The organism is Pseudonocardia sp. OZ21, assembly GCF_059359135.1.
This window is the reverse complement of sequence record NZ_JCADBN010000001.1, coordinates 189,955-203,560: the sequence shown is the minus strand read 5'-3', so window position 1 is coordinate 203,560 and position 13,606 is coordinate 189,955. Positions and strand designations below refer to the sequence as shown.

Sequence of the window (13,606 nt, the reverse complement as noted above, 5' to 3'; positions counted from 1 at the left end):
GGACCGGAGATAACCTGTGTCCATCCCCGCGGCTGAGGTGCCGGTGCCGTCCCCGGACGGCCGGCGCGGCGGCCGCATCGATTCCAGCGCTGCCCCGGCGGGCCGCGCCAGAAGGGAGCTCACCACCCCGATGGCCAGCCGCGGCGACAGCTTCGTCCACCTCCACACGCACACCGAGTTCTCCATGCTCGACGGTGCGGCCCGGCTGGACGACCTGTTCACCGAAGCCGCGCGCATGGGGATGCCGGCGCTGGCGATGACCGACCACGGCAACGTCTACGGCGCCTACGAGTTCTGGCGCAAGGCCAAGGCCCACGGGGTCAAGCCGATCATCGGCATGGAGGGCTACCTGTCGCCCGGCAGCCGCCACGAGCGCAAGCGCGCCACCCTCGGCGGCCAGACGGTCAGCGACGACAACCCGGGTGAGATGTACACCCACATGACGCTGCTGGCGGAGAACACGGGGGGGATGCACAACCTCTTCCGGCTCTCCAGCCTCGCGTCGCTCGAGGGCTACTACTACAAGCCGCGCATGGACCGCGAGCTGCTGGAGACCTACGGCAAGGGGATCATCGCCACCACCGGCTGCCCGTCGGGCGAGGTCCAGCGGCTGCTCCAGCGGGGCAAGTTCGACGCTGCCTGCCAGGCGGCGAGCGACTACCGCGACATCTTCGGCAAGGACAACTTCTTCTGCGAGCTGCTCGACCACGGCATCGCGATCGAGCGCCAGGTCCGGGACGCGCTCTACGACCTCAAGAAGAAGCTCGACCTGCCGGGTCTCGCCACCAACGACCTGCACTACACCTACGCCGAGGACGCCAAGTCGCACGAGGTGCTGCTGTGCGTGCAGACCGGCAAGACGCTCGCCGACCCTGGCCGTTTCAAGTTCGACGCGTCCGACTTCTACCTCAAGTCACCGGCCGAGATGCGGGCCCAGTGGGATCCGGTGTTCCCGGAGGCCTGCGACAACACGCTGCTCGTCGCCGAGCGGGTGGACGTCGGTTTCACCGAGGGCCAGGACCTCATGCCCCGCGCGCCCGTCCCCGACGGGGAGACGGAGGAGAGCTGGCTGATCAAGGAGGTCGAGCGCGGGCTGCACATGCGGTTCCCGCACGGGATCACCGAGCGGTACCGCAAGCAGGCCGACTACGAGGTCGGGATCATCATCCAGATGGGGTTCCCCGGCTACTTCCTCGTGGTCGCCGACCTCATCCAGCACGCCAAGTCCGTCGGCATCCGGTGCGGTCCCGGCCGCGGTTCCGCGGCGGGGTCGCTGGTCGCCTACGTCCTGGGCATCACCGATCTCGACCCGATCGAGCACAAGCTGATCTTCGAGCGGTTCCTCAACCCCGAGCGCATCTCGATGCCCGACATCGACATGGACTTCGACGAGCGCAGGCGTGGCGAGATGATCCGCTACACCACGGAGAAGTACGGCGAGGACCGCATCGCGCAGATCATCACCTACTCCACGATCAAGGCGAAGGCCGCGATCAAGGACTCGGCGCGGGTGCTGTTCGGTCAGCCCGGCTACGCGGTGGCCGACCGCATCACCAAGGCGATGCCCCCGCCGATCATGGGCAAGGACATCCCGCTCTCGGGTGTGTTCGACCCCGCGCACAAGCGCTACTCCGAGGCCACCGAGGTGCGGGCGCTCTACGAGACCGACCCGCAGGTCAAGGAGATCATCGACACCGCCCGTGGCCTGGAGGGCCTCAAGCGGCAGTGGGGTGTGCACGCGGCAGGCGTGATCATGTCGAGCAAGCCGCTGATCGACGTCATCCCGATCCAGCGCCGCGACTCCGACGGCGCCGTCATCACGCAGTTCGACATGGGCGCCTGCGAGACGCTCGGGCTGCTGAAGATGGACTTCCTCGGCCTGCGCAACCTCACGATCATCGACGACGCGCTGGAGAACATCGAACTCAACGGCAAGCCGAAGCTCGAGATCGAGAGCGTCCCGCTCGACGATCCGACGACCTACGACCTGCTCGCCCGCGGCGACACGCTCGGCGTCTTCCAGCTCGACGGCGGCCCGATGCGCGACCTGCTGCGCCGCATGGCCCCCACGGAGTTCGACGACATCTCCGCCGTCGGCGCCCTGTACCGGCCCGGCCCGATGGGCGCCAACGCGCACAACGACTACGCCGACCGCAAGAACAAGCGCCAAGAGGTCACGCCGATCCACCCGGAGCTGGCGGAGCCCCTGAAGGAGATCCTCGGCGAGACCTACGGCCTGATCGTGTATCAGGAGCAGGTCATGGCCATCGCGCAGAAGCTCGCGGGCTACACGCTCGGCAAGGCCGACCTGCTGCGTCGCGCGATGGGCAAGAAGAAGAAGGAGATCCTCGACAAGGAGTACGCCGGCTTCGCCCAGGGCATGAAGGACCACGGCTACTCCGAGGCCGCGGTCAAGACGCTCTGGGACATCCTGCTCCCGTTCTCCGACTACGCGTTCAACCGCGCCCACTCCGCCGCGTACGGGCTGGTCTCGTACTGGACCGCCTACCTCAAGGCCAACTACCCGGCCGAGTACATGGCCGCGGTGCTCACGTCGGTCCGCGACGACAAGGACAAGGCCGCGGTCTACCTGGCCGAGTGCCGCCGCATGGGCATCACGGTGCTGGCGCCCGACGTCAACGAGTCGGTGCGCAACTTCGCCCCGGTCGGGGGCGACATCCGCTTCGGCCTCGGCGGCATCCGCAACGTCGGCGTCAACGTCGTCGACGCGATCGTCGCGGCGCGCAGGGAGAAGGGCGCGTTCACCGACTTCTCCGACTTCCTCCGCAAGGTCGACGCGGTGGTCTGCAACAAGAAGGTCATCGAGTCGCTGATCAAGGCGGGCGCGTTCGACTCGCTCGGCCACCCGCGAAAGGGCCTGCTGCTCGTGCACGCCGACGCGATCGACGCGGTGATGAGCACGAAGAAGGCCGCGTCGATGGGCCAGTTCGACCTGTTCGGCTCCATGGACGGCTCGGGCCCGTCCGAGCTCGACTCCGTGTTCGACGTGAAGGTGCCCACCGACGAGTGGGACACCAAGCACAAGCTCGCCGTGGAGCGGGAGATGCTCGGGCTCTACGTCTCGGGCCACCCCCTCCACGGGGTGGAGCAGGTGCTCACGGCCAAGTCCGACACGGCGATCTCCGCCATCCTCGAGGGCACCGTGCCCGACGGCCACCAGGTCACCATCGGCGGCATCCTCGCCAACGTGAACCGCCGGGTGAACAAGAACGGCGAGCCGTGGGCGTCCGCTCAGCTGGAGGACCTGGCAGGCGGCATCGAGGTGTTGTTCTTCCCTCGCTGCTACCAGGTGGTCGGCGTCGACGTCGCCGAGGACGCCATCGTGCTGGTCAAGGCCAGGGTCAACCGGCGCGACGACCGCCTCTCACTCATCGTCAACGACCTGGCGGTGCCCGACCTCACCCCGGCAAGCGGCGGTGCGGGCGCTCCGGTGAAGGTCAGCATGCGCACCGAGCTGTGCACACCGCAGCGGGTGTCGAAGCTGAAGGACGTCCTGCGCAACCACCCGGGCACCTCGGAGGTGCATCTGGCGCTGGTCAACGGCAGCGGCGCCCCCAAGGTGTTCCGGCTCGACCAGGCATTCACGGTCACGCAGTCGCCGGCGCTGCTGGGCGACCTCAGAGGTCTGCTCGGCCCCGGCTGCCTGGGCTGAGGCACCACCGTGCCCGCCGGCGGTCATACCGACCCCTGGGAGGGATGACACCGCAGGTCGCAGGTGGTGCACTGGCTGACCCATCTCCGTCGCCGGGAGGGTTGCCATGGCCGCCTACGCCATCTTCTTCAGCTACACCGCGGAGGCCTGGGCTCGGATGATGGTCAAGGCGGAGGACCGGGCCGCGGCCGCCCGGGCCATGATCGAGAGTGCGGGCGGCACCCTCGAGTGCCTGTACTACATGCTCGGCGACCGCGACGGCTTCGCCGTGGTGCACGTGCCGAGCAACGACGACGTGGCGGCGCTGTCCATCGCCATCGCCAGCAGCGGTGCCTTCACCCACGTCGAGAGCAGGGCCCTCGTGGCGCCGCAGGACCTGGCCGGGGTGCTCGAGAAGGCCGCCGCGGCGCGCGGTGCCTACACCCCGCCGGGGGAGTAACTGTAAGGAGCGCGCTGAACAGCTCGGCTCTACTGAGCGCTACGACCGGAGCTGTTCAGCACCCTCCTGGCGTCAGGTGGCGGTGGCCAGCAGCCGGAGCCAGTGCGCCTGGGCGGGCTGGTCCCACCGGGTGTGCAGCGTGTCGAACAGTTCGGCCGCGCGGGCTCCGGCCCAGCCGGCGGGCAGCAGCTCGCCGGGGAGCTTCGGGTCGAGGAACGGGAAGCGCCGCCACGCGTGCACGAGGTGGATCTGGTGGGTGAGCACCTCCAACGGGTCGCTCGGCGCGGCGCACGAGAACGTGTCGAGGAACTCCTCGTAGGCGGCCTCCACCTCGGAGAGGTTCCAGGCCTGCTCGACCACCTGCCGTTCGGCGCCGATCACCCCGAACGGGCCGACGAACGAGCTGCTGACGCCCGTGAGCTCGAGGTCGGCGACCACCTCGGCCACCTCGCCCTGCTTGGCCGGGTCAGGGGTGAGCCACACCCCGGGCGCGGGAGAGCCCAGCCCGGCCCAGGCCAGGCGTGTGCGCAGGCGGTGCCGCAGCTGGCGGCGGGCCTCCGGCACGCTGATGAGCAGCACGAGCCACCGGCCGTCCCACTGCCCCGCCTCGGTGCCGAACCCGTAGATGCGGCCGGCGCCGTCGGAGAGCAGCCGGCGGCCCTGGTCGCTGAGTGCCCACCGCACGCGGCGTCCGGCGCGGTCGGATACGAGCAGGCCCTCCGCCGCGGTGCGGGCCAGCGCCTGCCTGGCCGACTTGGACTCGACCCCGAGACCGCCCAGGACGTCGATGAGCACCTGGGTCCACACGGCATCGGTGCGCGGCAGCACGAACTCCCCGAGCACGGTGAGGAGCAGGGAGCGTGCGCTCGTGGCCCCGAGCTCGCGGCGTCGGGACAGCGCGGGGTGCGCGGTCGCTGGCCCGGCGGCGGTGGACATGACCTGGCACCTTAGCCGGATCTGCAACGACCTCCGCCGAGTGTCGCGGAAACGAGGTCGTCTTACCCGCCTCCGGCGCCCAGGCGGCGCCTCGCGGCGTTCTCGTCGGCGCCGATACAACAGCGGTATCGGCGCCTCCTCCGCCTTGCGACTCCCGTCCTGCGGGTGTCCCGCAGGACACAGCGCCTGGACACCGGATTCGGGCAAGGAACCTCGTTTCCGCGACACTAGGCTCCCTCGTCGTGACGACCGAGGACCTGCTGGCCGCCGACAGCGCGCACGTGTGGCACCCCTACGCGCCGATGCCGGCGACGGCCACGCCGCTCGTGGTCGAGTCGGCCGCTGGGGTCCGGCTGCGCCTCGCCGACGGCCGGGAACTGGTCGACGGGATGTCGTCCTGGTGGGCCGCGATCCACGGCTACGCCCACCCGGTGCTCGACGCCGCCGTGCGCGACCAGCTCGGCTCGATGAGCCACGTGATGTTCGGTGGCCTCACCCACGGGCCCGCCGTCGACCTCGCGCGGCTGCTCGTCGACATCAGCCCGGTCGGACTGGAGCACGTCTTCCTCGCCGACTCGGGCTCGGTGTCGGTGGAGGTCGCGATCAAGATGTGCCTGCAGTACTGGCGTTCCCGGGGCCGTCCCGGCAAGCACCGGCTGCTGACGTGGCGCGGCGGGTACCACGGCGACACGTTCGGGGCGATGAGCGTCTGCGACCCCGACGGCGGCATGCACACGCTGTGGCGCGACGTGCTGCCCCGGCAGGTCTTCGCGGGGCCGCCCCCCGTCGCCTTCGAGCAGGCCTACGTCGCCGAGCTGGCCGACCTCGTGGAGCGCCATGCCGACGAGCTGGCAGCCGTGATCGTCGAGCCCGTGGTGCAGGGGGCGGGCGGCATGCGGTTCCACGACCCCCGCTACCTGCACGTGCTGCGCGAGCTGTGCCTCACCCACGACGTGCTGCTGGTGTTCGACGAGATCGCCACCGGTTTCGGCCGCACCGGTGAGCTGTTCGCCGCCGACCACGCCGGCATCGCCCCCGACGTGATGTGTGTGGGGAAGGCACTGACCGGCGGCTACCTGACCATGGCGGCCGCGCTGTGCAGCGGTGAGGTCGCGCGCGGCATCACCGAGGGCGAGGCGGGCGTGCTCATGCACGGCCCGACGTTCATGGGCAACCCGCTCGCGGCGGCGGTGGCGGCGGCGTCGACCCGGCTGCTCGTGAGCGGGGACTGGCAGGCCCGCGTGCGCGGTATCGAGTCGGCCCTGCGCACCGGCCTGGCCCCGGCGCGGCAGCTTCCCGGCGTGGTCGACGTCCGGGTGCTGGGCGCGATCGGCGTGGTCCAGCTCGACCACGAGGTGGACATGGCTGCGGCGACGGCAGCGGCCGTCGACGCCGGGGTGTGGTTGCGGCCCTTCCGCGACCTCGTCTACACGATGCCGCCCTACGTCTGCGAGCCGGCGGACCTCACGGCCATCAGCGCCGCGGTGGTGGCCGCGGCCGCCGCGGCCTGACCCACCCCCCCGGAGTCGCCCCTTTCGAGCGCGCGAGTCGCCCGCTTCCTGCGCGCGAGTCGCCCGGTTCGAGCGCGCGAGTCGCCCGTCCGGCAAACCGTGTGCGCACCGTGGGCGGGATGTCCTAGCGTCGCGGCCGTGACCTTGCCCGTCCTTCCGCCGACACTGCGGTCCGGATTGCACAGCCGTCCGATGCGCCCCGAGGACGCGGACCGGTGGGCCGATCTGCTCGCGGTGATCGAAGAGGCCGACCAGCGCGGCGAGCACTACGACGCCCACGACTGCGCCGAGGAGCTCGCCGATCCCGAGCTCGACCTGGAGCACGACACCGTCGTGCTGCTCGACGGACCGGCGGGTGCCGACCGTAGGGCGGTCGCCTACCAGGTGCTGCGGTCGCGCAGCGGACGCGCGGAGGGCCCGTCCCTGATCTCGGACGCCGGTGTCCATCCCGCGTTCCGGCGCCAGGGGGTCGGGAACGCGCTGCTGGCCGCGGCGCGGGAACGGGCGGACGAGCTCGGTGCGAGCCTGCGCATCCGGGTGCCCGAGTCCAACGCGGGGGCCGTCGCGCTGGCCGAGGCCGCCGGGATGGTGCCGCTGCGGTGGTGGTCGGAGCTCGACCGCACCCTCACCGAGCCGATCGTGGCTGTTCCGGCCCCGGCCGGCCTGGCCGTCGAGTCGCTGGGCCCGGAGTACGACGCGGCGCGCTGGGACGAGCCGCTGCGGGCCGCGCACAACAGCGCCTTCGCCGACCACTGGGGCTCCGCGCCGGTCAGCGCCGAGGGCTGGGCACACTCGCGCACCGGGAGCCGGGCTTTCCGTCCGGCCTGCTCGGCGGTCGCGACGACGGCGGACGGCGGGATCGCGGGTTACGTGCTCAGCTACGAGTACGACGCCGACACCGCGCGCACCGGCAGGCGTGACCTCTACGTCGCCACGGTCGGCACCGTCGCGGCGCACCGGCGGAGAGGGGTGTCGGCCGCGCTGCTCGCGCACGTGCTGCAGACGGCCCGAAACCACGGCTACGACACCTCGTCGCTCACCGTCGATGCCCAGAACCCCACCGGCGCCCTGGGCGTCTACGACCGGGCGGGCTACCGCCTGAGGCGGCGCGAGATCACCTTCGCTTCCCCCTCGCCCCGTCCCTGACCCGCCACGGTCCCGCACGGTCGCTACCGTGGGCGCCCGTGCCTCCCTTCCCACCGTCGCACCCGTTGGCCTGGCTCGACTCGCACGCCGCCCGCCGCCGGGAGGCGGGGCTCCGCCGGGAACTGCGCCCGCGTGGCGTCGCCGACGGCCTGCTCGACCTCGCAGGCAACGACTACCTCGGTCTCACCGGCGATCCGCGGGTGATCGAGGGCGCAGTCAGCGCGGTACGGACGTGGGGGGCGGGCTCCACCGGGTCCCGCCTGGTCACCGGCACCACGGCGTCGCACGCCGAGCTGGAGCGTGAGCTCGCGGACTTCTGCGGGATGGAGTCCGGCTTGGTGTTCTCCTCCGGCTACGCCGCGAACCTCGGGGTGCTGACCGCGCTGTCGGGTCCGGGGGCGCTCATCGTCTCCGACGCCGCGAACCACGCCTCGCTCGTGGACGCCTGCCGGCTCTCGCGCGCCCGCATCGCCGTCGTCCCGCGCGACGATCCCGCCGCCGTCGACGAGGTTCTCGCGTCCCGGACGGAGCCGCGGGCGCTGGTCGTCACCGAGAGCGTCAACAGCGTGGACGGCGGACTCGCCCCGGTCCGGGAGCTGCATGCCGTCTGCCGGGAGCGGGGCGCCCTGCTCGTGGTGGACGAGGCACACGGACTCGGCGTGGTCGGTCCGGGCGGCCGGGGGCTGCTCACCGAGGTCGGCCTGGCCGGAGCGGACGACGTGGTCGTCACCGTGACGCTGTCGAAGGCGCTCGGCAGCCAGGGTGGCGCGGTGCTCGGACCGGTCGCTGTCACCGAGCACCTGGTGGACACGGCCCGCTCGTTCATCTTCGACACCGGCCTCGCGCCCGCGTCGGTCGGTGCCGCGCTGGCGGCGGTGCGGGTGCTGCGGGCCGAGCCGGACCGGCCGCTCGCGGTGCTGCGTGCCGCGGCGGAGCTGGCCGCGGCGGCAGGGGTGCCCGCGCCCCCGTCGGCGGTGGTGTCGGTGGTGCTCGGAGACCCGGAGCGGGCGGTCGACGCCGCGCGCGCCTGCGCCGCCCGGGGGGTGCGGGTCGGCTGCTTCCGCCCGCCGTCGGTGCCGGAGGGGACGAGCCGGCTGCGGTTGACGGCCAGGGCGACCCTGACCGCGCAGGACACGGCGCTGGTCCGCGCCGTCCTGGCCGAGGTGCTGGCTCCCGCGGCGGCCCGATGACCGCCGGGTTGCCGGGGATCCTCGTCGTGAGCGGGACGGGCACCGGGGTCGGCAAGACCGTCGTCACCGCTGCGGTGGCCGCACTCGCGTGCGCTCGCGGAGCGCGGGTGGCGGTGCTGAAACCGGCTCAGACCGGCGTCGGGCCGGACGAGCCGGGGGACCTCGCCGACGTGGCCCGGCTCGTCCCCGGCATCACACCCCGCGAGCTCGCGCGCTATCCCGACCCGCTCGCGCCCGCCACGGCCGCCCGCCGCGTCGGCGCCCCGCCCGTCACGCCGAAAGAGGCCGCCGACGCTGCACGGGAGCTGGCCGCCGACCACGATCTCGTGCTCGTGGAGGGTGCGGGCGGGCTGCTGGTCAGGTTCGACGACGACGGCGGGACGCTCGCCGACACCGCCGCTGCCCTCGACGCCCCGGTGCTGGTGGTGGCCACCGCCGGTCTGGGCACGCTCAACCACACCGCGCTCACCGTCGAGGCGCTCCGGGCCCGCGGCCTGAGCTGCGCGGGTGTGGTGGTCGGGGCCTGGCCCGCCGACCCGGACCTGGCCGCCGTCTCCAACCTCGCTGACCTGCCCGCCGTCACCGGCGTGCCGCTCCTCGGCGCCGTGCCCGACGGTGCGGGCGCGCTACCGGCCGAGGAGTTCGCGGCCGCCGCCCGCCACGGGCTGGCCACGGCGCTGGGGGGCGAATGGCAGACTGCACACCTGTGACGACGACCGAGACCGACATCCTGGCCACCGCGCGCACGCAGGTGCTGGAGGAGGGCATCGGCCTGTCCGAGGCGCAGGTCCTCGCCGTGCTGCGGCTGCCCGACGACGCACTCGACGATCTCCTCGAACTCGCCCATCAGGTACGGATGCGGTGGTGCGGCCCGGAGGTGGAGGTCGAGGGGATCATCTCGCTCAAGACCGGCGGCTGCCCCGAGGACTGCCACTTCTGCTCCCAGTCGGGGCTGTTCGACTCACCGGTGCGCTCGGCGTGGCTCGACGTCCCGTCGCTCGTCGAGGCGGCCAAGCAGACAGCCAAGACGGGCGCCACGGAGTTCTGCATCGTCGCGGCCGTCCGCGGTCCGGACGCCCGGCTGATGGCGCAGGTCGCGGCGGGCATCGCGGCGATCAAGGACGAGATCGACATCAACATCGCCTGCTCGCTGGGGATGCTCACCCCCGAGCAGGTCGACCAGCTCGCCGCGATGGGCGTCCACCGCTACAACCACAACCTCGAGACCGCGCGCTCGCACTTCACGAACGTGGTCACCACGCACACGTGGGAGGAGCGCTGGGAGACGCTGCGACTCGTGCGCGAGGCCGGCATGGAGGTGTGCTGCGGCGGGATCCTCGGGATGGGGGAGAGCCTGGAGCAGCGCGCCGAGTTCTCGGCGCAGCTTGCGGCGCTGACCCCCGACGAGGTGCCGCTCAACTTCCTCAACCCGCGCCCCGGCACCCCGTTCGGCGACCTCGAGCCGATGGCCGGACCGGACGCCCTGCGCACGGTGGCGGCGTTCCGGCTGGCGTTGCCGCGCACGGTGCTCCGGTTCGCCGGCGGCCGCGAGATCACCCTCGGCGACCTCGGCGCGCGCAAGGGCCTGCTCGGCGGGATCAACGCGGTGATCGTCGGCAACTACCTCACCACGCTCGGACGTCCGGCGGAGTCCGACATCGACCTGCTCGGCGAGCTGGAGATGCCGATCAAGGCACTGAACGAGACGCTGTGACGCCCCCGGTGTTCTGCGACCAGTGCGGCGAGCCGTCCGACGAGGGCGACCACCCGCGGTGTGCGGACCGGCGGGAGCTCGAGCCGCCGCGGTTCTGCCCCGACTGCGCCCGCCGCATGGTGGTGCAGGTGACGCCCACCGGCTGGACGGCGCGGTGCAGCCGTCACGGTGAGCGCAGCAGCGCCGACCCTCTCCCCGCCTGACCTCCGGGGACACCTGGCGTCAGTACCAGGTGAGTTGGCCGTCCTCCACCTGCGGAGCCGGAGAGCTCCTCGGCTCCGGGGCCTCGAGGGCATCGGCGACGTCGGCGAGCAGGGCACCCACCGACGGCCACCCGGTGGGGATCTCGGCGCCGCCGACCTTGTCGTACCTCAGGACGCATCCGTGCAGGTCACCGGCCCGCGTATCCACGACGAGGTAGCTGCCCGACTGGTCCTCCGCGATCGGGAGGAACGAGGGCAGCAGCATCGCGCTCGCGCTCCCTGCCGGCTCTGCGTCGAGCCGGTCGAGGTCGTAGGGATCCTCCGGCGCGGGTTCCCCGCTGCGTCGGAGCAGGCTGTCGTCGACCATGTTCGCCGCGTTAGCTGCCCGGAGCCTGGGCAGGTTGGCTGCCCAGGCCTCCAGCAGGCTCGCCCGGGTCTGCACGATCGACTCCAGTGGCATCGGGCAGTGGTCGGGCAGCAGATATCCCGCCGGGGTGCGCTGCGTGCCGTCCATCAGCCGGTACCAGCCCACGAGATCGTCGGGCCAGCCCCGGCCGGTCGCCTCCTGGGCCGCCGTGAGGGCCGCGTCGCCCGGCGGCGACCGGACCGCCATGGCGGTTTCCGGGGCGTGTGCGCCCAGCCAGGAGACGATGCGGTACCAATTTCGGTTGATCATGAGGTGACCGTACGGACACCCGACGCGTCGTCGTCCATGCTGTCGCCATGGCGAACTGGAGAGGTGCCCTGCGGCAGGCCACGAAGATCGGTATGGACCTGTTGGCCCCCGGCAGGCATGAGCCGCCCCCTCCGCCGAGAGTGCCGGCCCGCAGCGCATCGTCCCTGGACCGGGCGCGCACGATCATCTACTCGCCCGACCCCGACGGCACCGCCGACCCCGGCGAGATCGTGTGGGCCTGGGTCCCCTTCGAGGAGGACGACGGGCGCGGCAAGGACCGGCCGCTCCTGGTCGTCGGCCGGCAGGGTGGCGAGCTGGTCGGCCTGATGTTGTCGAGCCAGGGCGACCGTGCCGGTGACTGGGACTGGATCTCCATCGGTTCCGGCTCCTGGGACCGCGAGGGCCGGGAGTCGTTCGTCCGCCTGGACCGGGTCCTCGAGATCGGCGAGCACGACATCCGTCGGGAAGGCGCCATCCTGGACCGCCGTCGCTTCGAGACCGTCGCGGCGGAACTGCGCACGCGCTTCGGCTGGCGCTGACCGGGATCACGAACCTGCGCGAGCGAGTGGGCGACTCGCGGACGCAGAACGGGCGACTCGCGGGTCTAGAACGGGCGACTCGCGGGGCTTCGGGGTGGGCCGGTCAGTTGGCGCTGGTCTCCACCGCGAAGGTGGTGATCGGGGCGGGGACGGCCCGGAGCTGGCTCAGCAGGCCGGTCTCGCGCGCCAGCAGTGCGCGCACCATGCGTAGGCGCTCGACGGGGGAGGTCTGCTCCAGGAGGCTCTGGCGGTCGCCGATGGGGAGCAGGCAGTCGGCCGCGAGAACGTGGGGGAGGGTGTCCGGTTCCAGGTCGGCATCGGGCTCGGACCAGTCGCCGGTCTTCCATGCGGTGTCGCAGTAGCGGCGATGGGCGGCGCGGGCGGCGGCGGTGAGCATCTCCGTCATGCCGTCGGCGACGGGTGCCTTGGTGTCGGGCAGGAACTCCACCGACCCCATCAGGTAGGGCTTCGACTCCTCGTCCAGGTCGAGCAGCCGGAACCGCCGTGCCCCGCGCGTGACGAGGTCGAACCGCCCGTCGGGCAGGCGGCGGACGTCGCGCAACTCCGCGGTGCAGCCGATGGTGTGCAGCCCGGCGATGCCGTCCTCGTCGGGTGTCCAGCCTTCACGGACCGCGACGACCCCGAACTCCTTGTCGGGGACCGCGCCGGTGACCAGATCGACTGTGAGCTGGCGGTACCGGGGCTCGAAGATGTGCAGCGGCAGCGAGGCCCCGGGCATCAGCACCGTGCCCAACGGGAACAGCGGGAGCGTCTCGGCCACTCGACTACGGTACGGCGCCGCGCAGTTGCTCGCTCGGCGGCCGTAGTACCGCAAAGGCGTCCGTCACGCGCAGTGTCCGGTCGGTGAACCGGAACAGCGCCGCGGGCCGTCCGCCCGCCGGGCCGGGCGGGGAGACCTCGCCGGTCGGCTCCAACAGCCCGCGCCGGGTGAGCACCCGCTGCAGGTTGGTGGCGGACACGGGGTGGCCGAGCGCTGCGGCGTAGAGATCGCGCAGCGCGGAGATCGTGAACTCCCGGGGGGCGAGCGCGAACCCGAGGTTCGTGTAGGACAGCTTCGCCCGTAGCCGGTCGTGGGCCGCCTCGACGATCGCGGCGTGGTCGAACGCCGTGGGGGGCAGCGCTGTGAGCGGGTGCCACGCGGTGTCGGCGGGGACCGCGGGGTCGCTGTCGGAGGGCACGAGCCCGAGGAACGCGGTGGCGATCAGGCGCGGGCCGGGCACGCGGTCGGGGTGGCTGAACACGGATATCTGCTCGACGTGGGTCACCTCGCGGACGTCGACCTTCTCCGCGAGCTGCCGCCGGACCGAGCGCTCGACGTCCTCGTCGTCTCCGAGCCGGCCACCGGGCAGCGCCCACCGGCCCGAGTCGGGCGGCAGCGCCCGCTGCCAGGCCAGCACCTGGAGCGAGTCCGCGCGGATCTGCAGTAGCGCCACCAGCACCTCGTGCTCGGTGGGGCGGGTCATGCGCGGATCGTAGGCGCCGGGTCCGTGACGGTGGGTCGGGGGACGTGAACGGGCGGTTGCGGCGCGGTGAGTTTCCGGTCACGAGAACGGTGTGG

At 72.3% G+C, this 13,606-nt stretch carries 13 protein-coding genes; 9 read left to right on the top strand and 4 right to left on the bottom strand.

Features of this window, described 5'->3' with window-relative positions:
- Window positions 1–130 precede the first annotated feature (130 nt).
- Both dnaE and AC5L35_RS01020 read left to right on the top strand, forming a co-directional pair.
- A complete protein-coding gene (gene dnaE, locus AC5L35_RS01025) occupies window positions 131–3,673 on the top strand; it encodes a DNA polymerase III subunit alpha (RefSeq protein ID WP_495058063.1) in 3,543 nt (1,180 codons plus the stop codon).
- A 106-nt stretch (window positions 3,674–3,779) separates the two neighbouring features.
- Window positions 3,780–4,112 carry a GYD domain-containing protein gene (locus tag AC5L35_RS01020; protein WP_495057581.1) on the top strand — a complete coding sequence of 111 codons (333 nt, stop codon included), beginning with the start codon at window positions 3,780–3,782 and terminating at the stop codon, window positions 4,110–4,112.
- 72 nt (window positions 4,113–4,184) lie between these two features.
- Here the strand turns inward: AC5L35_RS01020 and AC5L35_RS01015 are convergent, their stop codons facing one another.
- Window positions 4,185–5,048, bottom strand: coding sequence for a PaaX family transcriptional regulator (locus AC5L35_RS01015; protein ID WP_495057580.1), 864 nt, complete (start codon window positions 5,046–5,048; stop codon window positions 4,185–4,187).
- Between the two features lie 242 nt (window positions 5,049–5,290).
- Here AC5L35_RS01015 and AC5L35_RS01010 point away from each other — a divergent pair, with 242 nt between their 5' ends.
- From AC5L35_RS01010 to bsaP, 6 genes are all read left to right on the top strand, one after another.
- Window positions 5,291–6,559 carry an adenosylmethionine--8-amino-7-oxononanoate transaminase gene (locus AC5L35_RS01010; protein ID WP_495057579.1) on the top strand — a complete coding sequence of 423 codons (1,269 nt, stop codon included), beginning with the start codon at window positions 5,291–5,293 and terminating at the stop codon, window positions 6,557–6,559.
- Window positions 6,560–6,697: 138 nt separating this feature from the next.
- Entirely contained in the window at window positions 6,698–7,705 is a 1,008-nt protein-coding gene (locus tag AC5L35_RS01005) for a GNAT family N-acetyltransferase (protein ID WP_495057578.1), read from the top strand.
- Between the two features lie 38 nt (window positions 7,706–7,743).
- On the top strand, window positions 7,744–8,895 hold the full coding sequence (locus AC5L35_RS01000; RefSeq protein WP_495057577.1) for an 8-amino-7-oxononanoate synthase: 1,152 nt from the start codon (window positions 7,744–7,746) through the stop codon (window positions 8,893–8,895).
- On the top strand, window positions 8,892–9,605 hold the full coding sequence (bioD, locus tag AC5L35_RS00995) for a dethiobiotin synthase (RefSeq protein ID WP_495057576.1): 714 nt from the start codon (window positions 8,892–8,894) through the stop codon (window positions 9,603–9,605). Before AC5L35_RS01000 ends, bioD begins: the two co-directional genes overlap by 4 nt.
- Window positions 9,584–10,609, top strand: a complete 1,026-nt coding sequence (gene bioB / locus AC5L35_RS00990) for a biotin synthase BioB (RefSeq protein ID WP_495057575.1) — start codon at window positions 9,584–9,586, stop codon at window positions 10,607–10,609. The genes bioD and bioB overlap by 22 nt, the downstream gene beginning before the upstream one ends.
- Entirely contained in the window at window positions 10,606–10,812 is a 207-nt protein-coding gene (gene bsaP / locus AC5L35_RS00985; protein WP_495057574.1) for a biotin synthase auxiliary protein BsaP, read from the top strand. The genes bioB and bsaP overlap by 4 nt, the downstream gene beginning before the upstream one ends.
- A gap of 19 nt (window positions 10,813–10,831) precedes the next feature.
- Here bsaP and AC5L35_RS00980 read toward each other — a convergent pair whose 3' ends face one another.
- Window positions 10,832–11,488 carry an SMI1/KNR4 family protein gene (locus tag AC5L35_RS00980; RefSeq protein WP_495057573.1) on the bottom strand — a complete coding sequence of 219 codons (657 nt, stop codon included), beginning with the start codon at window positions 11,486–11,488 and terminating at the stop codon, window positions 10,832–10,834.
- A 47-nt stretch (window positions 11,489–11,535) separates the two neighbouring features.
- Here AC5L35_RS00980 and AC5L35_RS00975 point away from each other — a divergent pair, with 47 nt between their 5' ends.
- Window positions 11,536–12,027 carry a type II toxin-antitoxin system PemK/MazF family toxin gene (locus tag AC5L35_RS00975; protein ID WP_495057572.1) on the top strand — a complete coding sequence of 164 codons (492 nt, stop codon included), beginning with the start codon at window positions 11,536–11,538 and terminating at the stop codon, window positions 12,025–12,027.
- 103 nt (window positions 12,028–12,130) lie between these two features.
- Here AC5L35_RS00975 and AC5L35_RS00970 read toward each other — a convergent pair whose 3' ends face one another.
- Window positions 12,131–12,808, bottom strand: a complete 678-nt coding sequence (locus tag AC5L35_RS00970; RefSeq protein ID WP_495057571.1) for an LON peptidase substrate-binding domain-containing protein — start codon at window positions 12,806–12,808, stop codon at window positions 12,131–12,133.
- Window positions 12,809–12,812: 4 nt separating this feature from the next.
- Window positions 12,813–13,511 (bottom strand): NUDIX hydrolase, encoded by a 699-nt coding sequence (locus AC5L35_RS00965; RefSeq protein ID WP_495057570.1) that lies wholly within the window; start codon window positions 13,509–13,511, stop codon window positions 12,813–12,815.
- Between the last annotated feature and the right edge of the window lie 95 nt (window positions 13,512–13,606).

Bases quoted from the DNA above. Each gene is read 5' to 3' on its own strand.
- dnaE (WP_495058063.1), top strand. From the start codon at position 131: ATGGCCAGCCGCGGCGACAGCTTCGTCCACCTCCACACGCACACCGAG.
- AC5L35_RS01020 (WP_495057581.1), top strand. From the start codon at position 3,780: ATGGCCGCCTACGCCATCTTCTTCAGCTACACCGCGGAGGCCTGGGCT.
- AC5L35_RS01015 (WP_495057580.1), bottom strand. From the start codon at position 5,048: ATGTCCACCGCCGCCGGGCCAGCGACCGCGCACCCCGCGCTGTCCCGA.
- bioD (WP_495057576.1), top strand. From the start codon at position 8,892: ATGACCGCCGGGTTGCCGGGGATCCTCGTCGTGAGCGGGACGGGCACC.
- bioB (WP_495057575.1), top strand. From the start codon at position 9,584: ATGGCAGACTGCACACCTGTGACGACGACCGAGACCGACATCCTGGCC.
- AC5L35_RS00980 (WP_495057573.1), bottom strand. From the start codon at position 11,488: ATGATCAACCGAAATTGGTACCGCATCGTCTCCTGGCTGGGCGCACAC.
- AC5L35_RS00975 (WP_495057572.1), top strand. From the start codon at position 11,536: ATGGCGAACTGGAGAGGTGCCCTGCGGCAGGCCACGAAGATCGGTATG.
- AC5L35_RS00965 (WP_495057570.1), bottom strand. From the start codon at position 13,511: ATGACCCGCCCCACCGAGCACGAGGTGCTGGTGGCGCTACTGCAGATC.